This is a genomic window from Geodermatophilus sp. SYSU D00700, from assembly GCF_054050255.1.
The window spans coordinates 49,731-73,120 of sequence record NZ_JBJGZA010000019.1 but is presented as its reverse complement, the minus strand read 5'-3'; the positions used below and the strand labels follow the sequence as shown (position 1 = coordinate 73,120).

Below are 23,390 nucleotides of genomic sequence, written 5' to 3'. Positions count from 1 at the left end.
CGTCGGACCTGCCGGTGTTGGTGACAGACGTTGCCCAAGCAACCCGCGGCGCGGTTGATGTCCACCAGATACTCGACCTCGCGCTGCACGGCGCCCTCGCTGGGCGGCACTCTGGTAGCACGCAGGCCGCCTCGTCCCGGCAGCAGGCCCACGTCGCTGCGGGAGAACGCGCATGCTGACCGCCCTGGCGCTGCTCGACGCGCTGCTGACCGCCGGCACCGTGGATCGCGCCGCTGAGGCATCCGGGCGGAGCAGTGCGGCGGTGCGCAGGGAACTGCACAGGCTTGAGGCCGTGCTGAACATCGAGCTCGTAACTGCGGACGATCGGCCCAGCGATGCGGCGCACCGACTGCGTCAGCAGGCCAGAACGGTCCTCGATGCGATGGCGACGTTGCTGGATTTCGCCGACTCGCTGGCTGCCGACGATGGTGCTGCACATGCCGACCGGCCTGCACTGAAATCCGTACCGGGTTCGCCGAAGTCGAGTTCCCGGCCGCTCGGGCCTGTTCCGGACGGCGCCCGCGGCGAGACGCGGGGGTCGTGACGGCGGGGACGGCGGCGCCCAACAGCTGACGGACCAGGACGAGACCCCCGCCTATCACGCTCGGCGGGCCGCAGGCGTCACAACGCACGTCCCTGCGGAACGACGAGCGCGAGCAGTGCTGGCGGCCGATGAGCTCACCGTGACCTGAGCCGCCGGGGACTCTGGTCCGCAACGGCCACCTGAGGAACGGGGGCGGTCGCCACGACAGCCCGCGGACCCGATCGCGCTGCGGGTCACCGACCGCCGGCGGGACAGCACGCCGGACTGGGACATCCCCAACCCGAACCACTCTACGCCGGAGCGCCTCGTCCAACTGTTGTCCTTGCTGATGTGACCACCCTGGTGGCTGAGGGCATACGACGCAGTGCTGCCACGTACCCGGCGTCGTTGAACTGGGCCTCGGCAATGAGCGCGGGAAAGCGGACGGCCCGCCGTCTCCCCGGATCCTGTGGTGCGCGACCACCGCACGTCCCAAGCACGTCCAGTGCGGAACGCCGCCCCTTCCCAGCGGCCGTACGGCACCAGGCCGTGGATCCCGTGGCGAGGGCACGCCTTACGACCAGGCTGCCGAGGCGGGATGTTCAGTGGCGCGCGGCCTGCCAGCGGCCGACCCACTGCTCGACCGTGGCATGGTGTTCCCCCCAGGCCGACCACGCCGAGCGTGCCCAGTTCCACGCGGCGCGGTCGTGATCGTCCGGACCTTCGGCCTCCAGTACGGCCAGGACGGTGATCTGCCCGCGGTCGGCCGGCGGTGGCAGGTGCTCAAAGCTCGGCCGGCCGGCCATCATCTCCTTGTGCAGGCGCGGTCCCAGGAGCGGGTCGACGTCACGATCGATGAACAGGCACAGGGTCATCAGGTGCAATGCGATCGACTGGTCGTGCACTCGGCTGCTCGCCTGCGGATGCTGCACCGTCCACGCATCCACGAGCAGTTGGTGCACGGGGCGGCGCGCAATGTCCTGGTACGAGCGCGCCAGCACGGCGTCGTAGGCGGCGGAGCAAGCCGGGCGCGAGGACGCAAGGTGCTGCGACTGGACGTCGGCGCGAACACGGGCGCCGCATCCTGCGCAGGTTATGTAGCCGACCAAGCTCTCACCTCTCCCCCGCCGGTCCCGACCAATCGACCGGCCTATTGACTTGGCGGTATCGCAGCCTCCCGGCATATTGACAGCATGCCCCCACTGCCCAGCCCCGTTCCTCTGCCCTCCCCGGACGTCACGCCTCCGGAGGTGAGCACCGCGATCTACGGCATGCCCATGTTCGCGACGCTCGTCACCCCCGACGTCGACCGGCTCGTGTCCTGGTATGTGGAGGGGCTGGGTTTCATCGAGCTGTTCACCATCCCGGGACCGGACGGCTCCGCGGCACTCGTGCACCTCCGCCGCTGGCAGTTCCAGGATCTCCTGGTCCGGCCCGGACCAGGCGCGGAACGCCCCTCGCCCGAGCCCACCGCGTCCGAGCACCAGACGACCGCCGTTGCCTTCGCCGCCGTGCACACCGAACTCGACGGTCTGGTCGAGCGCGCGCGGCGCCACGGCGGCGGCCGTGTCACGGATCCGTTCGACACCGCATGGAACACGCGGGACGTTCTGGCCACGGATCCGGACGGTCGGGTGGTCGCGTTCACCGCCGCTCGGCCGCCCGGCGACAAGGACCGCACCTTCGCAGCGTCCATGCGCCGGTGGCGTAGCGACCAGCCGTAGCCGGACAGGCGCGACCGGCTAGGGCGAGCCATCGAACGCACGGACCGAGAGGGCCAAGCAGGGAGGGCCACCGGCGCAGCTAGCGGCCATGACAGCAACCGGCAGCCGATCGCAGGCTGAGCGAGTCCGACGGCGGACCAGCGTGTCAGCGACCTGCTCGGATCGCCTCTGACCGCCTAGGACCGCCTCGCCCCGGGCCGCTGCGACGTGATCCATCCGGCCTGCTCGGCGATCCGGACGGCATCCATGCGATTACGCGCTCCCAGCTTCGCGATCGCTCGGCTCAGGTAGTTGCGCACCGTGATCGGAGCCAGGAACACCTCACGCGCGATGTCTTGCGTGGACAGGCCGGTCGCGGCAGCAGCGAGCACTTCAGCCTCGCGCTCGGTGAGCGGGCTCGCGCCGGTGTTCAGCGCCGCCCGAACGAGGTCCGGGTCGAAGACCCGCTCGCCTGCGTGCACGGCGCGCACCGCCGCCGCCAGATCCTCGGCAGGCGAGTCCTTCGGCAGGAAGCCATCGACACCGATCTCCAGAGCGCGGACGAAGTGCGCTGGCTGGCCAAGCCCCGTCAAGACGAGCACGCGCGGCGGGTCGACCGCGGCCATAAGCCCCGCCGAGGCCGTCAGGCCGTCCTGCCCGGGCAGATCGATGTCGACCACCACAACATCCGGCCGCTCCTCAGCGACGGCCTGGGCAAGCTGATCACCGCGGCCGATCTGTCCGACGACGCAGATGTCCGGCTCCAGCTCGAGCAGTGCAGTCAACGCGCTGGCGATGAGCGGCATGTCCTCGGCAACCAGCACCCGGATCATGCGACGGCCCCGCTAGGCACACGCACGATCAACGTGAAGACGTCCGACGCGCGGACGATGGTGCACGTCCCGCCCAGCGCGTGCGCCCGGGCGGCTAGGCCGGACAGGCCGCCACCGTGTCGAGTGTCTCCGGTCGCACCGTCGTTGCCCACCTGCAAGATGATCGCGTCGTCCTCGATGAGCAACCTCAGCTCGACTGTGCGTGCGGCGCTGTGCCGCAGGATGTTCGTGACCCCTTCACGGACCGCCCAACACAGCAGCGACTCAGCTTCTGCGGTACTGCCCGCCGGGAGGCCCACGACGTTCGTCGTCACGTCCATGCCGGCGCTCATCAGCAGCCGGGCGGCCCGTTCGAGTTCGGCCGCGACGGACAAGGACACCCCTCCGCGCAGGACCAGATCGGATTCCTCGGTCAACCGGTCGGCGATCGCGGCAAGCCGCGGGCCTTGGACCGCGGCGAGCGCAGGATCGCGAGCAAGCAGCCGAAGCGCCAGGTCGCCGGTCAATGACAGCGCCGACAACCCGTGCCCATAGAGGTCGTGCAGCTCGCGGGTCAACCTCAACTCCTCCTGTGTCCTGGCCTGCGCGGACAACAGCTGACGGGTGCGCTCGATGTCGTCGAGCAGCCACATGAAGTGCGGAGGAAGCCACAGACACAGCACGCCCGCCACGGTGACCGCACCGAGGTACAGCGCGGCCCACACCCACTCGGCGGCGGGAGTGGGCACGCCCGAGGCCTGGTAGGAGACGACGGTATGCGCGACGAGCAGCGCCGCCGCGTTGAGTCCTGCCACGACGCGCCACCCGGGCACGGCGAGCAGCGCGGCAATGCCGTACCAGCTGGCGGCGACGCCGGCGACGCCTATGACCGGAACCGCGATCCAGGCCAGGACGGCAACCCCTACCGCGACTGCGCTAATGACGGCTCCGTCACGAGCGAGGACCAATCCATTCAAGGTCGCGTGGAGCACGACGATGGCTACGCCCAGACCCAAGGACCCCCATGCCACCGCGGTGCCGGTGAGCGCTCCTGCCGAAGCCAACAGGGCGTACACGTGAACCGGCAGCTGCCCGAGCGCCATGACCACCAGCGTCGACCCTCGGCCCACGGGTACCGGGACGGGTGGAGCGCTCACCTGCCCGGTCGCGGGTGGCGACGGAGGCGGGACGGGGCGGGGTTGTGCCCCCGTCGATGGCGTCTGCAGCAGTTCGGCTGCGCGCGTCCACTCGCTCGTCGCGGCCGTCGAGTGCAGCTGCCTGATCGCCTCTCGTAGGCGGCGCAACGTTGTCCTGCTCAGCTCGACCAGCCGGCCGAGATCTGACCGCGCGGCTTCCTCGTCGCCGGCAGCCAGTTGAGTGGCGGCGGCGGAGGCGTACTGCCGCATGCGGGTCAAGGCGGGGGCGGCGACGTCGAGGACCGCCCGGCCTGTCACCGCTCGGGCCTCCGCGACGGCGACGGGCACGACCGCTGCCCGTGCTGCCGCCTGCCGTCGCAACACCGAGACGTACCAGACGATGCTGAACACCGAGCCGCTGCGAAAGATGATCGCTGCCGCCACGAAAGCCGTGCGGTCCCGGAAGGCCTCACCCTCCGACACGGCAAGTACTGCCACCACGACCGTCGCTGCCAGCATGACCAGCCCCCAGGCGCGTGGCAGCAGGATCAGGCAGGAGAGTGCCAACTGCGCCAGCATCAGCACCCAGGCCGAGCCGACGAGCATGAGTCCGGACAGCACCAGTACGGCGAGGAGCGCCAGTGTCCACAGATGACTCGCCGACCGCCGTCCGGCTAGGCCGGCGCGGACGTGCCGGACGTGCAGCGGCAGGATCAGGACGCCCAGAGTGATCGCCTTCCAGGTCGTGCCGGACGGCGCTGCCAGCGCAATGCGCCACACCTCGACCACCGGTAGGAGCACGGTAAGGCCGAGAACCGCCGCACTCGCCCGCGCGGCGGTCGCCGGATCAGCCCGGGTCGCGCGCCCCACGGCAGCATGTTGGCACCGGGCGGCGCTGTCCGGAAGCGATTACGCCCGCTGTGAGCCGGTCGAGGACATCTGCCCACAGTGCGTCGGTCACCCGTCGCGCTACCGCGGGAAGCGCGTCGCTGTCTCCGCCGCGGGAGCGGCTGTGCCGGCCGACGGCCAGGCCAGAATGGCCGCATCAGGCAGCCGATGATCTTGCACGACCCCGCCTGGCCGACGGCGCAGCCGTCTATGCAGTCGCTGCCGGGCGCCCTTCAGCCGGACCACGGCCGGTCACGTGCGATCTGCCATGGGAGCTCACCCTCGCAGTCGACGGTCCAGGGCAGCGCCCGGTGCCGCGGCCGCGACCAGCGACGACCGTCCGCCTGCCCGATAAGCCACCGACATTCCCGCACTGAATCCCTCTAGCCCGGCCGGCTCCCGGGCTCGGCGGTGCGATCGGCGCTGGCCTCCACGAGGCTGGGCGGCCCGGTGGGAGCCGGGCGAGCGCAAGCGGTGTTCGCCATGGATCTCGGCGACCAGGCTTTGCCATACCGCGGCGCTGCCCGGACCGCCGGCGTGTGACGGCCCCTCCCAGGGCCGCGGGCGCTGACGCCGCGATCCGCTTCGACGAAGTACATCTGCACCTATCGGCCGCCCGGTGCTCCTTTCAGACTGATTCACGTCGACTTGGAACCGACCACCACACCGCTCCGGTTGACGATCCGCCACATACCCGGCTCGATACCGGGGAGTTCAGGAATCGCCGGACTCCGCTCGCACCTGATCGGACGAACGGCCAACCCACGGACGCCACCCGCAACTAGGAGAACGAAATGCAACTCACCATGCACGCCTTCCTGTCCCTCGACGGAGTCATGCAGGGCCCCGGCGGCGCCGAGGAGGACGCCAGCGGACGCTTCACGCGGGGCGGCTGGAGCATCCCCTACTTCGACGACTCCGCAGGGCAGATCGCCAGCGGCTGGTTCACCCGCGCTGACGAGATCCTGCTCGGGCGTACCACCTACGAGATGATGCGCGGCTACTGGAGCACGGTCGATGAGCCTGACAACGTGGTGGCCACGGCGCTGAACACCAAGACCAAGCACCTCGTCACCAGCACCCAGCCGGCGGCCGACTGGTCCCCGACGCACCTCATCATGAGCGACCCGCTGGATGCGATCGCCGAACTGAAGAAGCGGCCCGGCGGCGAGCTGCAGGTCCACGGGAGCCTGCGCCTGGCTCGGACCCTGCACGAGGCGGGACTAATCGACGAGTACCGCCTGCTGACCTTTCCCGTTGTGGTCGGGCAGGGCCGTCGGCTGTTCGACACCTCCGTTCCCAGTGGCTTCGCGGTGGTGGAGACCTCCTCCACCGCAGCCGGGGCGACCTACAGCGCGCTGCGCCCGACGCCCTTCGCGACCGCCGAGGTGCACCCCGAGCGGGAGCAGGCCGCCTAGCTGAGGCCCGCCCAGGGCGCCGCGGGGCGGGCGCCGACCGGCGCTCGTCCCGCGGCGCCCTGGCTGTCGGCCACCCCGCGTTGTGCACCTCACCCTTGGCGGCGTCGCAGGTGATGGTCACAGGCCCGTCGCGACGCCCCGTTCGTGATGTCAACGAAGACACGCCCGCAGCCCGTCCGGGCGCACCGGCCTATCCGGTTCCATCCGGTTGCATGGACGAACAGGGTCAACGAGACCAGCGCGAGGGCGTCCTCGGGACCGATCCCGGCCACGACGACGAGGCGGGGCGCGGCGTCCCCATGCAAGGCGACCCGCAGGTCCGCCTGCTCGAGCAGGTTACGCAGCGCTGTGGTGCATCGACCGGCATCGCCCACCGCGTCGGCCAAGTGCGCCCACCCGGCCAGCAGCGGCTCCGACAGCCAGCCGGGCTGGCCCGTTGGTGACCTCATTCGGGCTTCGGCTAGTGCCAGGCCGGGCCTGAGGCTGTGCCACGGCGGACCAGCCGGCATCAGGCCCACTGGAAGCTCGGTGATCCCCTGCGGGTGCATCCGCTACCCCGTCCTGCACCAGAACAACGGAAATCGCCGGCAGCGTGCGACACGCCGACGCAGCGGACCACTGCGAACGGCTTCCGCAGCCCGCGGCGCAAGACGCCCCGGGGCGGAGGACTGCGGACGCGAACCCGCAGCGGCGACGCGCCGTACCGGTCTCAGGATGCGCCGCCCGACCGAAAGCGGCCGAGGAGTTCGCGCTCCTCGTCGTCGGTCAATCCCGACGGGCGCGGCGTACTGCTCCGGGACTGCTCCCAAGCCAGCGTGTCGCGGAGGGTCTCGACGAGTGGACGCGTGGTCAGGCCGTACTGGCGCGCGGCCGCGCTGCTCCTGGCGTTGAAGCCACGCCAGGCGGGGTCGGGCAGCCACAGGGGCATCGACCGGGGGCCAGCCCTCGGCTGCACCTGCTGAGCCAGCAGCCAGCCGCCGGGGACGGCCACGACCGGCCCGTCGTGCTGGGCGGCCTCACGGGCCGCGGCGAGGTGCTCGGGCAGCGGAAGGGCCTCGCCCGTGGCGTTGAACGTTCCGACGATTCGGTCCTCACACGCCAGGACCAGCCAGACGGCTAGATCACGGACGTCGATGACCTGCACGGGCAGGTCGGGCTCGTCGGGGACCAGGACTGCTCGCTCCGGGGCGGCCGGGTGAGCGAACCGCCACGGCCAATAACCGGAGCGACCGAAGACGTCGCCGGGCCCGCCGATGAGCCCGACCCGCGCCACAAGATGTCGATCCGGAAAGGCTGCCTGGACGGCTTGCTCACACGCAGCCTTCGCCTCGCCGTAAAGGTCCATACTCGGCATCACGTCGTCGGTGAGCGGCCGGCGGATGGCTGCCGATTCATCCTGACCGACGACGCTGTGGTCGGCGTAGATGGTGCCTGACGAAACGAAGACGTACGTGCTGGCGTCTGCGAGCGCCGCAACGGAACCGCGGACATGGCCGGGCTGGCGAGCGACGTCGATGACGGCGTCCCAGTCGCGGCCACGGACCTCCGCGTAGGCGTCGGCGGCGGTTCTCTCGGCACGAATGAACTCCACACCGGCCGGCAGCGGACCAGACTCACCTCGGGCCAGGCAGGTGACCGCATGACCTCGCCCCCTCGCGGTGGAGCTGACGTACCCCCGAGCCAGGCGGTGCCGCCCAGAAGCAGAATGCGCATGGTCCGATGCGACCACGCCACGGTGGTCGATCGCAACGCCTTCGCCTGACGCCGAACGACCACGCATCGACGACTTCGGTCGACCAGTCACCATCGACACGATGCCGCGCCTATTGGCTGGGCTGGCGCCGGCTCAGACCGGAAGGAGAGCCGCCTGGGCGCGGCTCTTGACGTGCCCGCCGCCGCAGTAGAGCATGACGCCCCCGGGGCTGCTCCGTGGTTCATTCAGGCGCTCTTCGACTGGTAGAGCGACTCGACCCCGCCGGTCGACTGCTCTGCGTGGTAGCTACCAACCCAGATGGCAGGACTGCGTCATGAACGATGGCCTGAGCGGTGTAGCGAGGACTGCGCATGCCCCTACGGCGATCGAGTTCCGCCATCTCCGAGCCTTCGTCGCGGTGGCCGGCGAGCTGAGCTTCAGTCGAGCAGCTCATCAGCTGTATCTGTCCCAGCCCGCGCTGAGTCGACAGATCCGCTCGCTCGAACGGCTACTGGGCTGCGAGCTGCTGCGACGCACGACCCGCCAGGTTGAGCTCACCCTGGCAGGCACAACCCTCCTGGAACGTGCGCGCCAAGTCCTCGCGGACGTCGATGAAGCCGTCGCCGTGACGCACCTAATGGCGGGCAGAGGGTCCACCACCGGGTGCGGCGCTGAGACGGTGAGTACCTCAGCCGGCTGACGCTTGCCGGTACTCGTCCACCAGGCCGGCTGGGAGACGTCCCTTGTCCCCGACCGCCCGGCCCTGAGCGCGCGCCCATTCCCGGACGGCCGCTCGTTCCTCCTGCAACGCACGACGACTGCCTGGGAGCCTGCCTGCCTGAGTGGCGCTGCGACGCGGCTCGCTGGACCGTGGATGCGCATTGCGCCGTCGTGGCGTAGCCGATGCTGGCTCCGCCGCATCAGCCGGCTCCGCTCGACGACTGACCTCAACCGGTCGGTCCGAACTCGACGGTGCCTCCCCGGCCAGCGGAAGCTGGCTGAGGATCGCGAGATGGTCCGAACACACGTCCAGGGTGCGCCGGCTCTGGTCGATCAGAACCTGCACCTCGTCCACCGCCTCGGCGATCCCGTCATGTGGCAGGTCGCAAAGTCGCAGAGTCTGTCGCATGGCGCTCCGATCCGATGTGGTCGCTAAGCCATAGTGCCAGCGGAACCATCGCAGGGCTACCGCCGGCGCGAGCGCAAGTCCCTCGGCCGGGTGAGGAGTCGGACCGACGATGGCGTCGCGGTGATGGCTGACCCTCGCACACCACAACCGTCATCGTCGTCAATAGTCGGCGAGAATCCAGATCGCCCGACACAATGCGACAGACCTACCGGACCGTCGCCACCGCTGCAGGACCTGCCGCCTGCCACGGTCGAGCACTCCTGTTGCCCGTGCCGCGGAACCCATCAGGAAGACTATTGAGCGCGCACACCAGGATGTTGGCCGCGAGGCCGTCGGCGACGAAGGCCTAGCTTCCTCCCGGACGGCACGATCGGAACGACCTGACTAGACGTGAGTTCACTGGATCGGACCGCGGTCGATTCGTGACGGTCAGACCAGCCCTTCCGGATATGGCGGCGCGGCGGCGAGCTCCTGATGACCCTTGGACGGACTGTCGGACGGCGCTGCTCCCATCGCTCGGATCGGTCTGTTGCCTGGTCGTCGCGGGAATGCAGTCCGTCGCTGGCACATCTAAGGGCGATGCGCCAGCGATCCAGCAGCTGCGGCACAAGGACGGAGGCGGCGGTGGAAAATCGGTCGGTGGCGCAGGGTCATGCGAGCGCACCGTGCCCCGCACGCCGAGCTCTCGAGCACTCGTCGTCGATGCGCCCCGTCGATGGCAGTGGCCAGCGTCGAGACGGTGCGCCGAGTCGGTCGAGACGCCGGTGACTGCCCCGGCTGAGCGGCTCGGGCTGATCAGTGTGGCCCCTGCGAGTGAAGAACCGGGCGTGCACCCTGTCTCATCGAAGTGCCGGTGAACGCAGTGGCCGCCTGAGCGGATGCCCGAGTCGAGTGCTGCCGCCCTAGCGATCTGACCGACCCGAGCCCTGAAGCTCAAGGAGCGACTAGATCGATGTGGCATCGCCTCCCCGCAGGACTGTGACCTGGAGACAGATCGACGGGGACGACCCACCCGGTCGTAGCGGGACCGAAGCCACCGCGTCGGCTGCATGCTGCGGCGAAGTGCTTCCACGCCGCCGCAGCGCGACTGGGCCGATAGCTCCCCTCGCCGCCCGCAGCGCCGCCTGGAACAAGCATCGGTCATCGCCGTACCCGGCAGACGTCGTGGTGTATTTCTGTGACTTGGCTTAGGGTGTTCCTCCTCGACCTACCGCGAGGGAGCAGGGTCGCACGTGACCAATCGGCCCACAGTGATACGGCCTCGGATGCCTTCAGCGGAGAGAAGCGAACGGCACATCAGTGTCGTGCCGGTTCCCTCCGCCTTGGGCCTTCGAGCGGGTCCGCACGGCCGTGCGCCAAGAGTCGACCTGGCGCCCACGGCGCTGATGGACCAGGGCTTGCTCACGGGGCTGCGTGCCACCACGCTCCCCGCCATCCCGGTGCCGCCGTGGAACGCGGGCCGCCATGCCGAGCTCTTCGTGCCAAATCCCCGCGGGGTCCAAGCCGTCACCGAACGGACGGCCCAGGCCGTCCACGCTGCTCGGCGCGAGAGCCGATTCATCCTGCTTCTCGGTGGTGACTGCAGCATCCTGCTCGGCGCAGGCCTCGGGCTCCGCAGCCATGCCCGCTATGGCCTTGTCTTCATTGACGGCCACGCCGACTTCTACCTCCCGCGGCCAGACCACCATGGCGGCATCGCCGGCATGGATCTGGCTCTCGCGACCGGCCGCGGACCAAGCGTCCTGGCGAACTGGCACGGGAGGGCGCCGTTGTTCCGAGACGAGGACGTCTTCGTGGTGGGGTACCGCGACGAGGCGGAAGCTCAGGAACTGGACATGCCGTCCCTGACGAAGACCGGGATCAGGTCCATGAGCCTGCACGACATGCGCGGGGCCGACGAGTCAGCCTTGGTCGACACCTTGCTCGCAACGGTCGCCGAAGACACCAACGGCTTTCTCGTACACCTCGACGCGGATGTCTTGGCAGACGACGTGATGCCTTGTGTGGACTCGCGACAACCCGGCGGCTTGAGTTACGACGAGTTGTCCTCCCTTCTGATACCCCTCCTCGCCGATCCCCGCGCAATCGGATTCGAAGTCACCATCTACGATCCATCGCTCGATCCCGAACTGCGCTACGGCTCCATGCTCGCCACGGCGCTGAATCGAGTTCTCAAAGCTGCAGGGTTCGCAGCGCAGACTTAAGTCGGCACCTCACCACGGATCCGGCGCCTGCTGCGCCCCTCGCACGGGTCGCCGACTCCTGTCCGCGGCTGAGTACCTCGTCCCAACTGGCCGACGGAGCGGCTTGCGCAGCACCACTTCGTCGAAGCCACTCCCCCGGCGATGGCCCGCACCGACATGGCCGCGATCGCGGACTTCTCCGTTCACGGTCGCAGCGTCGTCTCGGCCCCACTGCTCGCCCGTCCGGTCGGCTGCTCCGGAACGACCCGCTGGAGCGGGCACGGAACCCGACCGCGGCCAGCGCCCAACCGATCGCCCAGGCAGGTGCTCCCGCGACTGCCGCGTTCACGACCTCGACCTGTACCGCTCTACGGCCGACGCATCCCGCCGGCTACGCCTAAGCATTTAGCCCGCACCGCAGGTGTTTCGACGTCCTGATCCGGTGGTGGTCGGCTCCTTCGTACCCCTCGACGAGTCCTCTCGAGTCTTGAACTACCGCCCCGTCGACGGACCGATCGTGATGCACGAAGGCCTTGAGAGTGCCCTTGGCAGTTGGCTGGACCTGGTACTCGATGCGGTGCACCAGGCCGGCGCCGCATCCACGCTGGTCGTCGATGACCTGCTTCTTGCCTTGCACCTCGCCGACTGACCGAGACGGCTGTGTGCAGATCCCAGGGCCGTAGTGGCTTCTCGGCATCGTCTGCGACGGCTTGTTCGTCGCGGACGGGAACGATGCGTGCACGGTGCCTCCGGCAGCGAGAAGGAAGCCAGTTGGCGTAGACGACATTCACTGCGGTCCTCATCGTTCGCGCCGGTCGCGGTGGTGGATGTTCCATCGACCAGATGGCCCGTGGGCGGACAATCCGTGGTCGTGACCTCCGTTGACCTGCGCGTCCGCTACCCCGTCGATGACCATGTGCTGTCCCGGCTGCATGCGCTCGCCTTCGGCGTCACGGCTACGCCGACTGGTTCGTGGGCGCAGCGCCTGGCACGTCACAGCCTGACGTGGGTCGGCGCGTTCGTAGGCGAGCAACTCGTCGGATTTGTCAACGTGTGCTGGGACGGTGGCGCCCATGCCTTCCTCGTCGACACCGTGGTGCATCCCGATTACCGGCGACGTGGCATCGGCAAGGCGCTAGTTCGGGCGGCTGCCGCTGAGGCCGCGCGCGCCGGCTGTACGTGGCTGCACGTGGATTTCGAAGGACAAATGGGGTCCTTCTATCGAGATGCCTGCGGGTTCCGGTCCACCGATGCTGCGCTGCTACCTCTGTCCAAACTGGCGCAGGGGTAGATTACGTCGAGCATGGTCCGTTCTGGTCGCGGGGACACCGGAGGCTTGCGGCGCGGACCTTCGATCATCCAGATCATGGGCACGACTGGAAGCCACTGACCGCTCAGCTCCCACGTACAGCGGCGCCTCGCCGCTCCGGCGGGAGCCGTGGTGAGCGTGCCGGCGTAGTGACTGCCGAATCGCGGCGTCGCGGAAGGCCTGCGTGCAGCCAGTCATTGGCCGTGGAGCCGCCCGCCTCGCCGCACGCGGCCGATCGGCCCGGTTGAGCGCGCGGGCCAGTTTCCCGACGGCAGGCGTGCGCCCGCGTGAGGTACCGCTCGCCGATCTCCTCACCGGGCACGGGGATCACGGAGCCGGACTCCAGACCGGCAGACCGCGATCTGCTGACACGACCGACCTCGACAGCAGCCACGCGTGTGTGCCGATTGCGCCTCCACCCCGGCGTCTCACGCCGGCGGCGAAGCGGCGGGAGCGCCCGCGGTCGACATGCACGGCGATCAGGCGCGGTCATCCGACCCTCGGGAGGGACGCTGTGGTCGAGGCCGCAGAAGAGCAGCGGCCAGAGCGGCAGCCACGGTGACGACAACCGCGCCCGCCGCGGCAGCGGTGTGCTGGCCGTTGGTGAATGCCACCAGCGCACCTGAGCGAACCGTAGCTGGCGGGTCGCTGGTGACGCTGAGGGCGCCGGCCCGGGTGTCGAGGGCTGTGCTCGAAACTGCTGCCGGGATGTCCTGAAGGAGATCGCCGACCTGGACGCGGTCGACGGTGTCAGCGATGCTGCCGAGGACGACGATGCCAAAGGCGCCGCCGAGTTCCTGAGTCGTCTCGGACAGCGCGGAAGCGTCCCCGGCGCGGTCGGGGGCGCCGCACCGGTGACCGTGTCGACCCCCTGGGCCAGCACGGGCATGAGCCCGGCGAACAGGAGCGCGAGGCCCGTCACCACGATTGCAGCTCCGGTGGTGGATCCCTGGGTGAGGACGCCCAGACCGCCCGCGGCCACCATCACCCCCACGGCGGTGCTGACCGCGATGGAGAGGCGTCGGCCAAGCGCCTTGCGGATGTAGGTCCTCAGGCTCTGTCGGACCATGAGGCATGAGCGCAGGCTGCGGCCCATGTCGTCGCCGACAGCTTCCCCGCCGCCGCGGCCGCTCACTAACGAGCCCTAGGTACCGGTCGAGTCGCTGATCTCACCCTGCCCTCCGGCGGTGCACGGCCGCACCAACTGCCCTCGCACCTCCGACCGGGACGTGCTCGAGGGCATCGCCTTCACGCTCTCCACCGGCGTTGGCTGGGCCAAGCTTTCCATTGAGTTTGGCTACGGCTCAGGCTGGACTTGCTGACGGCGGATGCACTAGTCGGCCGACGCCAACGTCTTCGACGGTCTCGCCAAGCGGCTAACGCTCCACGAGCGCCTCGGTGGCAGCTCGCTCGTCAGCGACCGTTCCGAGCCTGCCAAGGATCTCGCGTATCGCGAAAGAATGCGCCTCGTCGCTTGTGCTGGTCATGGCGTCCTCGATCAGAGTGAGCCTGTATCCCAGGTCGTCCGCCGCGCGGGCAGTCGACTCCACGCCGAAGTTGGTCGCGATCCCTCCCAGGAAGAGGTGGTTGACGCCACGATGACGTAAGACCGCGTCCAGTGTCGTGCCGCCGAACGCGCCCCAGGAATGCTTCGTGACCACATCGGTGGCCAGCTCCAGCAGGCCGGCGACGAGCTCGTCACCGTCGACGACGGTCCGGTCACCACGAGCGTCCAGCCGCCAGGACTGGACCGCGATGACTGGCCTGCCAGCCTGCCTCGCCGCGCTTGCCAGACGCAGACAGGTCGCCGCGACTGCCTGTCCGGTCCTGGGCCTCCACGACTCCCGCACAATCCGCTCCTGCAGGTCGACCAGAACCAAGGCCGGCACCATCACAACGCCTCCCAACGAAGTAAGTGGACGTGCGCCCCAAGCCGCCGCTGGTCTGCAACGGCAGCAGGACCGGAGCACAACGGGTCCTGCTGACGTCTTGCACAAGACCCATGGTCGCGCCGATTCAGTGCCATCGATGGCCGGTTGCCTTGGCCACCCCGAGCCGAGCCGCGTCCAAGGGCGGCTTCGCCCGTCTGACCGGGGCATGCTCCTGTAATCGAACCACGCGCCAGGCGGTGATGGCGGTGAATCTGTCGGTGCTGCCCTCGAGGAGGACTCAGTCGCCCGCAACTCCACTTAGGAGTGGCGGGCCAGTCAGCTGATGCTCGAACCGGCGGCCAGCGGAGCCTCCGCTGGTCCCTGGCGTCAACCTCCTATGCGTGGCGGACTCGACGCTGAGCTGGGTCGACGTATTTCGACCGACCGCCGGGCGTTCCGCCAGGCGCAGAACGTGGTGCGAAGACACGCAAGCACTCCTCGCCCCACCGCCGGGGGCGGTCACCCGCTGCGGTGGCCGAGGAACGCCGCCGTCGGCCCGGACCCCCGCGTCGGCGTGTACCGCTACTGCCGAGGCGATCGCCAGGTCGACGCAGGCACGAGCGGCCCGCTGTCGGCGGCGACGTGAACGCACCGCGAAACTCTGCGGCGACTGTCGGAACGACAGCGCCACGGCATTTGACAGCTCTGGTGGGTTCGGTTCGACACTGATCCGGTCACCTTGAGGGGAGGCCTCCCCATGTCCATGCCGCGTCTTCCGCGCATCCCGGGCTTGAGCGGCCGGATCGTCCGACCTCCGGAGTGGCTGGCTCGCCTGATGAGCCGTCTCACCCTCGGCTCACCGGCGCTGGCTGTCGCCGCCTTCATGGTCGAGCGCCCCGGTCGGATGGATTCGGCCGGCCGGGAGATGACCCGCGCCTGGTTGTTCGACCAGTGGACCCGGATAGCTGCGGCTGGCTCTGCCGTCCGCGTGGTCGTCGTAGAAGGTAGCGTCCGCGGGCTGCGCCCGGACTGGGCAACCTACGGACAGTGGACGGCCGCCCTAGACGGCTGCCGGGCAGCCGGACAACAGCTCTACGGCTACATACCGGTCAAGAACGGCACGCGGCCCGTGCCGGAGGTCGCGGCGGAGGTCACCCAGTGGCATGCCAACCTCGGGTCACGGCTGACAGGCATCTATCTCGACGAGGGACCGGTGTCCTGCAGTTCGGCAGTAGCTGCCAACTACCACGCCTACGCCCACCACGTGCGCAGCTTGGGCCTGCGCGTCTATCCGCTCGCCCCGCAATGGCCCGACGACGCCGTCGATGCTGCCGGAACGCCCGACCCGTGGATGCGCCGGCTCGATCCCGACTTGCTGCAGTTGTGGGAGGAAGGCGTGGACGCCTACCTCAACCGGTACGGCGCCCTGGACTTCTGCGACACCCAGAATCTGCTGCCTCCGCCACCGTGGTGGACCGCATTGTGGGGCTGGCAGCCGGGTGTACGCGTGTTCGCCCATAGCGCGCGGCGGGTGCACACCATCAATGACTGCGTCGATGCCCCGACGATGCGTCAGGTCATCGGGCTGGCGATGCAACGAGGAGCGCGCACCGTGTGGGTCACCCGCGCCCGTCAGGACCCGGTGCTCGGCTCGGTCTACGACGAACTTCCGCCGTACTGGGATGAGATGGTGGCCTTCATTCAGACGCAGTAGCCGACGGTGGCCCCCAGCTGGTCTCAACGGTGTCGCGCCCTGGTCCGCGGCGGTTTCGACGTTGGCCTGTGGGTTGGAGGCCGAGTAGGTATCAAGGCACGGTGTCGGACCGCGCCGGGGTAGCAGCAGGGTGCCTTGCCGCTGGGGTAGGTGGTTGCGCGACGGGGGGCCCAGTCTCGTGCACCTTCGACCGAGGTATGCGGACGCGTCCCTGGTCGCCGTCCAGATCGGCGCCGGCCGTGTTCGGTGACTGCGCCGGTCGCTGACGCCGGTGGATGCCCCCCCTCCCGCGTCAGCGGCCGGGATGGTCGCAACACATCCGACCAGTGACGAGGCCGGTCAGGACGGCGGGGCGGAGACTCCGCGGGCGTAGCCGGGCTCGCTGCGCGGCCAGCGGCCAAAGGCCAGCGGCCAGCGGCCAGCGGCCAGCGGCCAGCGGAAGGTGCCACGTCAATCGACGGACGTCACACCGAGTGGACTCCGTCTCGTCATCTGCGGTCCTGACGAACACCGAGCATGGGGTCCCGCGGCCGAGCCGCCGTAGCACCCCCGGCGCTTCGTGCCTAGCGGTCCGGTTTGGTCCAGACGACTGAGTAGCGCCACAGGAGGTGCCGCCGAAAGCGGCGACCGGGCAGGAGTGCCGCGGTCAGGCGCCGCATTCCCGCGTAGGTCTCAGGTGGCGGCCAGACGGTCGGCGACGGATGCTCCCAGGTCGGTCGGAGGAGGCCGTGCACCTTGTGCACGATGGCGGCAGCTAAGTCATGCGGCAGATCAACAGGATAACGACTGCGGGCTAGACCGACGACGGCCAGCACTCCCCCGGGTCGAAGCAGATCGGACAAACGAGCGAGACCAACGCCCGCATCCACGTGGTGGAGCGCCGCCACACTCGCTACGAAGTCGAACGTTTCAGGGCGAAAGGGTAGAGCCCGGAGGTCCCCTACGAGATAGCTGATTCCCGGTTCCTGGGCGCGCGCCAGATGAACGCTCGCTGCGTCCGAGTCGACACCGACGACGTGTTCGACCACATTGCGCATCTCGCGTGTAAGCAAACCCTCACCACAGCCCACATCTATCGCGCGCGCGCATCCGTCAGGAACAGCCGTGAGGACGACGGGGTGGTAGGCGATGTTGTGGTTCCAACGCCGACTGCTGCTGAACATGCGATGCACTGCCGCCTTCATCAGGAGACCGGACTGTCGGACGCCCACGCACAGGCGGTCCGGAGTGAGCACCGACCGCATCAGGAACGTCCGCCGGGCGCTCCCAGCAGTCGGAGTGGGAGCACCCCGGTCAGGCGGACGCCGCCTTCCGCGTCACCTCGCGCAAGCGCTATGCGTACGCCGCCCGGCCGGGCCTGGCGAAGCCGGCTGTGCCGGCGCCGCGGGCTGTGCCGGCGCCCCTCATGCAACCACGGGCGCTCCGGCGGAAGGCCGCGCACGCCGATCCGGCCCCCGTGGCGCCGATGTGCAGCGTCGCGTCGTGGTCCGGTGCTGCGTCTGGGCCCGCGGGGAGCCGCCGACGTCGGCCCGTCCCGTCATCGGCATCCCCGTCGCTAGGTCGCCTGCACCACCAGGCCGTTCAATCCCACCCGATCGGGCCGATGGCGCTCCCGCGCAAGCCGATCCGGGCACCATGCCGTCCCGGGCACCAGCACGCTGCTGCATCACGCGGTAGTCACTCCCGAGCGAGGATGACGGCCTGCTCCGGTGCCATCGCCAGCCAACCGGCCAGCGCGCCGGTCGAGTGCCGCGTCGAGGTGTCGAACTCCAACCGCCAGCGGGATCCGTCCGGCAGGGGAAGGTCTGCGGTTTCCGGCCCGAGGTTCGCGGCCACGAGGCAATCCCCACGCCGGTAGGCGAGGACACAGCCAGGCGTTTCCAACCAGGTGACCCGGCCGTGCCGCAGGGAAGTGCAGCGGTGGCGCACCGCCAGGAGCGTTCGGTAGCGCGCCAGCATGGAATGCGGGTCGGTGAGCTGCACCTGCACGGTGTCCGCGGTCGATCGCTCGCCCAACGGCAGCCAGGGCGTCGACGCATGCGTGAAGCCCAGGCCCGGCCGTGGAGCCCACGGCATCGGGCTGCGCGCCGCATCGCGGGTGTAGGTCTCGCCGGTGCCGTTGAGTGCCGCCGGATCCCGGACCTGATCCGCCGGAATGGTCACGTCCTCCAGCCCGAGTTCGTCTCCTTGGTACAGGAAGGGCAGCGCGGACAGACCGATGGTGAGCGTGGCCAGGACGAGGGCCCGGCGTCGACCGGCGGCGCCCCCTCCGTATCGAGTGACCGCACGGGGACGATCGTGGCTGCTGAGCACCCATGCCAGGTCCGGCAGGCTTGCAGCGGCTTCGCGGATGAGCTCGTCGAAGTCGTCCGGAGCCCACTCTCGCCGAATCAGTCCGAACCAGAAGGCAAGGTGCAGCCGCTCCTGGGTGGTGTGACGGGCCAATCGGGTGGGGTCGACGATGTTGATCTCCCCGAGCAGGAGGCCACCGTGCTGGTCGACGCGCCGACGCCAGTGCTCGTAGATCCCCTCGAGGGCGGGCTGGTCGAGGTCGAAGCGATGCTCGAAGCGATCCCAGTCGCGGATCCCTCGGACGTCGCCCTGCACCTCTTCCTCAGGCAGCCGCGGGTTGTCCGGCAGGTCTGGATGTTTGGCCATCACATGCGGAACATCAACTCGGAAGCCCGCGAATCCGCGGTCGAGCCAGAAGTCCATGATGGTGTCGAACTCGGCGGCCACCTGAGCATTGGACCAGTTCAGATCGGGCTGGGACTCGTCGAAGAGGTGCAAGTAGTACTGACCCGTCGATTCATCGAGAGTCCATGCTGGGCCTCCTAAGGCGCTGACCCAGTTGTTCGGCGGACCGCCGTTGGGGCTGGGATCCCGCCACCAGTAGTAGTCCCGATGGCGACTTCCTCTGGCGGTGCGGGCATCGCGGAACCATCGGTGCGCGACGGACGTGTGGTTGGGCACCAGGTCGAGCAGGATCCGGAGCCCGCGGTCGTCCGCCGCTGCGATGAGGCGATCGACGTCCTTCAGGTGGCCGAAGCGTGGATTGACGGACAAGTAGTCGGCGACGTCGTAGCCGCCGTCCGCGAACGGTGAGGGATGGATGGGCGACAGCCAGAGGAGGTCAACACCCAAGTCGACGAGGTAGTCGAGCCGGGAGAGGATACCGGGCAGATCACCCCACCCGTCATCGTTGCTGTCCTGAAAGGACGGGACGTAGATCTCGTAGCCGACACTGTCCCTCCACCACTGGTCGGAAGCGGGGCGCACTGGTCGATTCTAGGGTGGCCGGTCCCTTCGATGCCACGGTGCGGCAGCGCTCAGCCGGCCGCGGCGAACGCCGCTCATGCCGGCGGGTCCGGGATGAGCAAAGGCCCGGGTGCACGTGGCGATCGCCCGGCGCCGGCCGGTCCGTGCGGCGCTGCTCACGGGCGAAGACGGTGTGCCGGTGGCTGCGCCCGTCCTCACGACGCCGCAGGGCCGGGCCACAGGCTGCGGCCGGGTTACCCGGGCGCTGGCGGCGGCTGGCGTCCTGGCCACCACCGGCTCGCACCCGACCAGCCGAGAGCCTGAGTCCGCACGCCCCGCGCTTGCTGCGCCACGGGCACGAGGGCCGAGGGACGGGTAGGGACGGGATGACTGCGGGCACGCAATGTCGGTCGGGCGTGCTGGCTAACGTGGAGCGGTGCGGGTCTTCATCTCCTCGGTCACCTATGCCCTCGGCGATGAGCGGGGGGCGTTGGCGGCGTTGCTGAGAGTGGTTCCGCCGTACGAGCCGAGTCGCTTCGAGGACTTCACCGCTCTGGGGCGGACGCCGCGGGAGGCCTGCCTGGCCGGCGTCGAGGCCTGCGACGTGTACGTCCTGCTCCTCGGGCCGCGTTACGGGCAACCGTTTCCCGACAGTGGTGTGGCACCGACGGAGGAGGAGTTCATCCTGGCCCGCCGGCTGGGCAAGGAGGTCTTGGTCTTCGTGAAGGAGACCAACGAACCGGACGAACCGCGGCAGGCGGCGTTCAAGGAGCAGGTGCAGCACTACGTCGGTGGTCGCTTTCGTGCCTCGTTCACCGACCCGTTGTCGTTGAACGAGGCGGTGATGGCTGCGCTGGCCGAGGTACGCGCCCGTCCTCGCTCGCTGACCTGGAGGCCGATCGCGACGGCACCAGCTCTGGCCCGGCGGGGGGACCAGCCTGCGTTGCAGGACAGGGGGCTGTCTGCTCCGGTGCTGGATGTGTATCTCGTCCCGGTCGCGACGCCGTCGTTGCTGGCCTCGCGCCTGCAGGCGCTACCCACTGCGCTGGCGCGTCGGAGCCGCGAGCAGGGATTCTTCCGCGAAGAGGATGCTCTGCACGTTGGAGCGAGCGGAGAGCTGGCATGGGCGTGGGCGCCGGACAGCCGACGCCCCGGCACCGATCTGTTCGACCGGCAGGAGCACACCTACCGCGGCGTGGCGGTGTACCGCACGGGGCAGGTCGACGCCTTCGAGGCACTGCCGACCGACTTCATGGGCGCACTGGTCGATGATGACGACCTCCGCCGCCGCAGCGCCGGCCTGCTGCGCCTGGCCGGAGCGTTCCTGAGTGACCAGGTGGAGACGGTGGCCGTGGCCGCCTCCTTGGGGCCGTTGGACCGAGTGTTCGAGGGCGATCCGCGCAACGTGACCGGGCGTCAGCGCGGGCAGGGGATGCGCTCCCGGCAGGGGGCGCGGGCGGTCATGGAGCCGCAGCAGGGCGTGCAAGCGGCTGCGATTGGGCAGCATGCGGACGAGATCGCAGCAGAGATCGCCGCAGAACTGATGGCGATGGTGCGGACGGCACCGCGCTGACACCGGCGTCCTCCGCCGCGCTGCTGCGGACGGCGCATCGAGGATCTCGCCGGCCTGGGAGGCCGGCGTTGCCTGCGTTCTGCGCCCCCGACGTCCGCAGCCGCGGACCGCAGACAAGCGTGAGATGTCCCGGTCGCGCCGGGCCCGTGCCGCGCACGAATCCCGTGCTCGCCGGACGACGAGGACGTCTCCGACTCGCGGCGCTTCCGCTTCCTGCTGGGGCCCGTCCCTGCTGGGGCCCGTCCCTGGCTCACGTCCCAACCTGCCGGAGCACCGCGGCACGGAGCGGCCGTCGCAGCCGTACGGCGGGATCTGTCGGTAGGTCGGATTAGGAAGCGCCCATGACCAGTCTTGCCGCATTTCTCCTGGCGCGCATCGACGAGCTCGAGGAGCTCGCCAGCGAGCGAGACACCGTGTACGAGCGGAAGGCCTTTCCGTTCTACGAGTGGATCACCAGCGGCCAGCGGCACGACCAGCTGTACGGCCGCACTCAGCAGCACCGCTTCGAGCCGCACGAGGAGCAGCTGATCCGACAGTTCAACCCTGCCGCGGTGCGTGAGGAATGTGCGCGTCGGCGCCGCATCGTTCACGACTGCGAGGCCGCGTTGACCTTCGGGACTGCGCCGGGCATGGAGGGGGCGCGAGTGCTGGCGCAGCGGGTTCTCGAGCAGTTGGCCCTGGCCTACGCCGACCATGCGGACATGCCGGGCACGGGGGACGCGACGCGACCTTGAGGATGGACGCCGGGGTTGCACGAAGCAGCACACCGCCCGTGCCGGGCGGGGTGGTTCGCTCGTGCTGCCGGCACACCGTCACCTCTTGATGGGTCCGACCACGCCGCCCTCCCCCGCGACCGCGCCCACCGGCGGGCTTCTTCGATCATCAGCGTGGCCGTTTCCGGCAACGCCTGCTGCCCGACCACGGTCATCGCCGGCGGTGCTCGAGCGCCGGCGATGATCGGCTGGATCGCCGCGGCGCGGCACGGTGACGGTCAGCGACTGGTCGCGGTCGAGGACGCCCGCTCGCGGGCGACCCCGCGGGCGGGTGACACCCGATGTCGGCGGGTAGGCCTCACCCGGCCGGAGGAGGGCCCACCAGCGCTCCGCCGCCGCAGCGGCCGGATCACCGACCATGATCGCCGTGGTGACCTACCAGGCCCGGACCGCGTTGCCCTACGCCCACCACGAGCGCGCGGCGGCTGGGCTGCGGGCGCAGCTGAGGCTGCGGCTACCACCGGCCGGGACGGCCGACTGGTCCACCTTCACTGTCACCGGTCCCGTCGAGACCAGCGACGCGCGCGGCAATGTCTGGCACGAGTACACCGCCGAGGTCACTGCCTGCTGAGCCCGACAGCGCGGGCTCATCGCGATGTGCGCGAGTCCGCACCAACTCCACAGGCGCAACGCGAGCGGGCACTTGCGAGCTCACGGGAGCCGGCACCGGCCCACGGGCGCCGAGGCGCCGAGACGCCGAGGCGCCGAGGCGCCGAGGCGAGTCGTCACCACACGACCAGGCATCCGCCGAGTTTTCGTCGAGGAACCATTGCGTCTTCGGCAGCCGGGCCGCCTCGAGCGCCCGGCGGATCCTGTCCTGGATGGCGCGGTGGCATCGCGGCAGGCGACCAACCGGGCGACTTCCGGCATGACTGCGCTGCGGGCGCAGCGCGAGGTCCGCCGGAGGTCCGACCCGAGAAGGTGAGCGGAGTCGCCGGCGCCGTGGCCGAGGCCGTGCGGAGGGCGGGCCGGTCTACGGGTGGTCCTCGGTGTCGGTCTGCGCGTGCCGCCACCGTCCGGGGCGCCCACGGCGTCGTCCGGGTCGTCGCGGCCACCCGCATGCCTCCCCCGGTGGCAGCGCCACCGGCGCCGTGGCCACCCATGGGCGGTCCGGCCGCGGGACGGGGCGTCCTCTTCCGGTGGCGGTCCGGGACGGGAGGGACGGGACTCACCGGTCGGAGCACGCGCTGCAGCGCACGGGCAGCGGTCACCCCGGGTCCTGCACACACCGCCACGCTCCCCCGTCAACCCGGTATGCGCGCTTGCTCTGCACCGTCGTGCGGTGTGCCCGCCCCGGCACCGAGCCGACCCGTCAACCTCGGCTGCGCGGGAGCGCCGCGGCCGGTGGATCGTCCGTCCTCGAGGGCCGAGCGGGCTGCACCCCATCCCCGGGCTCCGTGGCGCGGA

20 protein-coding genes and 1 pseudogene are annotated in these 23,390 nt (G+C 69.8%); 12 read left to right on the top strand and 9 right to left on the bottom strand.

Annotation, left to right across the window (positions count from 1 at the left end):
- The first annotated feature begins 172 nt into the window (after window positions 1-172).
- On the top strand, window positions 173-544 hold the full coding sequence (locus ACI79V_RS15075) for a LysR family transcriptional regulator (RefSeq protein WP_456890470.1): 372 nt from the start codon (window positions 173-175) through the stop codon (window positions 542-544).
- A 581-nt stretch (window positions 545-1,125) separates the two neighbouring features.
- On the opposite strand, the gene ACI79V_RS15070 is transcribed toward ACI79V_RS15075, so the two are convergent.
- Complete coding sequence (locus ACI79V_RS15070; protein ID WP_456890469.1) at window positions 1,126-1,632, bottom strand: DUF5946 family protein; 507 nt, start codon at window positions 1,630-1,632, stop codon at window positions 1,126-1,128.
- 141 nt (window positions 1,633-1,773) lie between these two features.
- On the opposite strand from ACI79V_RS15070, the gene ACI79V_RS15065 reads away from it, so the two are divergent.
- On the top strand, window positions 1,774-2,247 hold the full coding sequence (locus ACI79V_RS15065; RefSeq protein ID WP_456890468.1) for a VOC family protein: 474 nt from the start codon (window positions 1,774-1,776) through the stop codon (window positions 2,245-2,247).
- Between the two features lie 176 nt (window positions 2,248-2,423).
- Here the strand turns inward: ACI79V_RS15065 and ACI79V_RS15060 are convergent, their stop codons facing one another.
- Together ACI79V_RS15060 and ACI79V_RS15055 are read right to left on the bottom strand one after the other, a co-directional pair.
- Window positions 2,424-3,059, bottom strand: a complete 636-nt coding sequence (locus ACI79V_RS15060; RefSeq protein ID WP_456890467.1) for a response regulator — start codon at window positions 3,057-3,059, stop codon at window positions 2,424-2,426.
- Window positions 3,056-5,044: a sensor histidine kinase gene (locus ACI79V_RS15055; protein WP_456890466.1), complete on the bottom strand. Its 1,989-nt coding sequence runs from the start codon at window positions 5,042-5,044 to the stop codon at window positions 3,056-3,058. The genes ACI79V_RS15060 and ACI79V_RS15055 overlap by 4 nt, the downstream gene beginning before the upstream one ends.
- Before the next feature lie 812 nt (window positions 5,045-5,856).
- On the opposite strand from ACI79V_RS15055, the gene ACI79V_RS15050 reads away from it, so the two are divergent.
- On the top strand, window positions 5,857-6,480 hold the full coding sequence (locus ACI79V_RS15050) for a dihydrofolate reductase family protein (RefSeq protein ID WP_456890465.1): 624 nt from the start codon (window positions 5,857-5,859) through the stop codon (window positions 6,478-6,480).
- An 89-nt stretch (window positions 6,481-6,569) separates the two neighbouring features.
- On the opposite strand, the gene ACI79V_RS15045 is transcribed toward ACI79V_RS15050, so the two are convergent.
- Together ACI79V_RS15045 and ACI79V_RS15040 are read right to left on the bottom strand one after the other, a co-directional pair.
- Entirely contained in the window at window positions 6,570-6,929 is a 360-nt protein-coding gene (locus ACI79V_RS15045; protein WP_456890482.1) for a CGNR zinc finger domain-containing protein, read from the bottom strand.
- A 260-nt stretch (window positions 6,930-7,189) separates the two neighbouring features.
- The gene (locus ACI79V_RS15040) at window positions 7,190-8,071 is read right to left on the bottom strand and encodes a hypothetical protein (RefSeq protein WP_456890464.1); all 882 of its coding nucleotides are present in this window, start codon (window positions 8,069-8,071) and stop codon (window positions 7,190-7,192) included.
- Window positions 8,072-8,507: 436 nt separating this feature from the next.
- Here ACI79V_RS15040 and ACI79V_RS15035 point away from each other — a divergent pair, with 436 nt between their 5' ends.
- Complete coding sequence (locus tag ACI79V_RS15035; protein ID WP_456890463.1) at window positions 8,508-8,873, top strand: LysR family transcriptional regulator; 366 nt, start codon at window positions 8,508-8,510, stop codon at window positions 8,871-8,873.
- Here the strand turns inward: ACI79V_RS15035 and ACI79V_RS15030 are convergent.
- On the bottom strand, window positions 8,862-9,302 hold the full coding sequence (locus ACI79V_RS15030) for an Lsr2 family DNA-binding protein (protein WP_456890462.1): 441 nt from the start codon (window positions 9,300-9,302) through the stop codon (window positions 8,862-8,864). The genes ACI79V_RS15035 and ACI79V_RS15030 overlap by 12 nt on opposite strands.
- Window positions 9,303-10,699: 1,397 nt before the next feature.
- Here ACI79V_RS15030 and ACI79V_RS15025 point away from each other — a divergent pair.
- The 4 genes and pseudogenes from ACI79V_RS15025 to ACI79V_RS15010 all read left to right on the top strand — a co-directional run.
- Window positions 10,700-11,506: an arginase family protein gene (locus ACI79V_RS15025; protein ID WP_456890461.1), complete on the top strand. Its 807-nt coding sequence runs from the start codon at window positions 10,700-10,702 to the stop codon at window positions 11,504-11,506.
- 421 nt (window positions 11,507-11,927) lie between these two features.
- Window positions 11,928-12,134, top strand: coding sequence for a hypothetical protein (locus ACI79V_RS15020; RefSeq protein ID WP_456890460.1), 207 nt, complete (start codon window positions 11,928-11,930; stop codon window positions 12,132-12,134).
- Between the two features lie 222 nt (window positions 12,135-12,356).
- The gene (locus tag ACI79V_RS15015) at window positions 12,357-12,776 is read left to right on the top strand and encodes a GNAT family N-acetyltransferase (protein ID WP_456890459.1); all 420 of its coding nucleotides are present in this window, start codon (window positions 12,357-12,359) and stop codon (window positions 12,774-12,776) included.
- Between the two features lie 1,112 nt (window positions 12,777-13,888).
- A pseudogene (locus tag ACI79V_RS15010) lies at window positions 13,889-14,113 on the top strand (IS5/IS1182 family transposase); the annotation flags it as partial.
- Between the two features lie 57 nt (window positions 14,114-14,170).
- Here the strand turns inward: ACI79V_RS15010 and ACI79V_RS15005 are convergent.
- Window positions 14,171-14,686 (bottom strand): cysteine hydrolase family protein, encoded by a 516-nt coding sequence (locus tag ACI79V_RS15005; RefSeq protein WP_456890481.1) that lies wholly within the window; start codon window positions 14,684-14,686, stop codon window positions 14,171-14,173.
- 736 nt (window positions 14,687-15,422) lie between these two features.
- Between ACI79V_RS15005 and ACI79V_RS15000 the strand changes: the two genes are divergently transcribed.
- On the top strand, window positions 15,423-16,379 hold the full coding sequence (locus ACI79V_RS15000) for a spherulation-specific family 4 protein (protein WP_456890458.1): 957 nt from the start codon (window positions 15,423-15,425) through the stop codon (window positions 16,377-16,379).
- 563 nt (window positions 16,380-16,942) lie between these two features.
- Here ACI79V_RS15000 and ACI79V_RS14995 read toward each other — a convergent pair.
- Both ACI79V_RS14995 and ACI79V_RS14990 read right to left on the bottom strand, forming a co-directional pair.
- Window positions 16,943-17,563, bottom strand: coding sequence for a class I SAM-dependent methyltransferase (locus ACI79V_RS14995; RefSeq protein ID WP_456890457.1), 621 nt, complete (start codon window positions 17,561-17,563; stop codon window positions 16,943-16,945).
- A gap of 493 nt (window positions 17,564-18,056) precedes the next feature.
- Entirely contained in the window at window positions 18,057-19,658 is a 1,602-nt protein-coding gene (locus ACI79V_RS14990; RefSeq protein ID WP_456890456.1) for an alpha-amylase family glycosyl hydrolase, read from the bottom strand.
- Between the two features lie 415 nt (window positions 19,659-20,073).
- On the opposite strand from ACI79V_RS14990, the gene ACI79V_RS14985 reads away from it, so the two are divergent.
- The 3 genes from ACI79V_RS14985 (at window position 20,074) to ACI79V_RS14975 (ending at window position 22,554) form a co-directional block, all read left to right on the top strand.
- On the top strand, window positions 20,074-21,210 hold the full coding sequence (locus ACI79V_RS14985; protein ID WP_456890455.1) for a DUF4062 domain-containing protein: 1,137 nt from the start codon (window positions 20,074-20,076) through the stop codon (window positions 21,208-21,210).
- Window positions 21,211-21,551: 341 nt separating this feature from the next.
- Window positions 21,552-21,944 (top strand): DUF6221 family protein, encoded by a 393-nt coding sequence (locus tag ACI79V_RS14980; protein WP_456890454.1) that lies wholly within the window; start codon window positions 21,552-21,554, stop codon window positions 21,942-21,944.
- Window positions 21,945-22,341: 397 nt separating this feature from the next.
- A complete protein-coding gene (locus tag ACI79V_RS14975) occupies window positions 22,342-22,554 on the top strand; it encodes a hypothetical protein (protein ID WP_456890453.1) in 213 nt (70 codons plus the stop codon).
- The last annotated feature ends 836 nt before the right edge of the window (window positions 22,555-23,390 follow it).

Coding starts and splice junctions, on each gene's coding strand:
- ACI79V_RS15075 (WP_456890470.1), top strand. CDS start 173: ATGCTGACCGCCCTGGCGCTGCTCGACGCGCTGCTGACCGCCGGCACC.
- ACI79V_RS15060 (WP_456890467.1), bottom strand. CDS start 3,059: ATGATCCGGGTGCTGGTTGCCGAGGACATGCCGCTCATCGCCAGCGCG.
- ACI79V_RS15050 (WP_456890465.1), top strand. CDS start 5,857: ATGCAACTCACCATGCACGCCTTCCTGTCCCTCGACGGAGTCATGCAG.
- ACI79V_RS15045 (WP_456890482.1), bottom strand. CDS start 6,929: ATGAGGTCACCAACGGGCCAGCCCGGCTGGCTGTCGGAGCCGCTGCTG.
- ACI79V_RS15035 (WP_456890463.1), top strand. CDS start 8,508: ATGAACGATGGCCTGAGCGGTGTAGCGAGGACTGCGCATGCCCCTACG.
- ACI79V_RS15030 (WP_456890462.1), bottom strand. CDS start 9,302: ATGCGACAGACTCTGCGACTTTGCGACCTGCCACATGACGGGATCGCC.
- ACI79V_RS15005 (WP_456890481.1), bottom strand. CDS start 14,686: ATGGTGCCGGCCTTGGTTCTGGTCGACCTGCAGGAGCGGATTGTGCGG.
- ACI79V_RS15000 (WP_456890458.1), top strand. CDS start 15,423: ATGTCCATGCCGCGTCTTCCGCGCATCCCGGGCTTGAGCGGCCGGATC.
- ACI79V_RS14995 (WP_456890457.1), bottom strand. CDS start 17,563: ATGAAGGCGGCAGTGCATCGCATGTTCAGCAGCAGTCGGCGTTGGAAC.
- ACI79V_RS14980 (WP_456890454.1), top strand. CDS start 21,552: ATGACCAGTCTTGCCGCATTTCTCCTGGCGCGCATCGACGAGCTCGAG.
- ACI79V_RS14975 (WP_456890453.1), top strand. CDS start 22,342: ATGATCGCCGTGGTGACCTACCAGGCCCGGACCGCGTTGCCCTACGCC.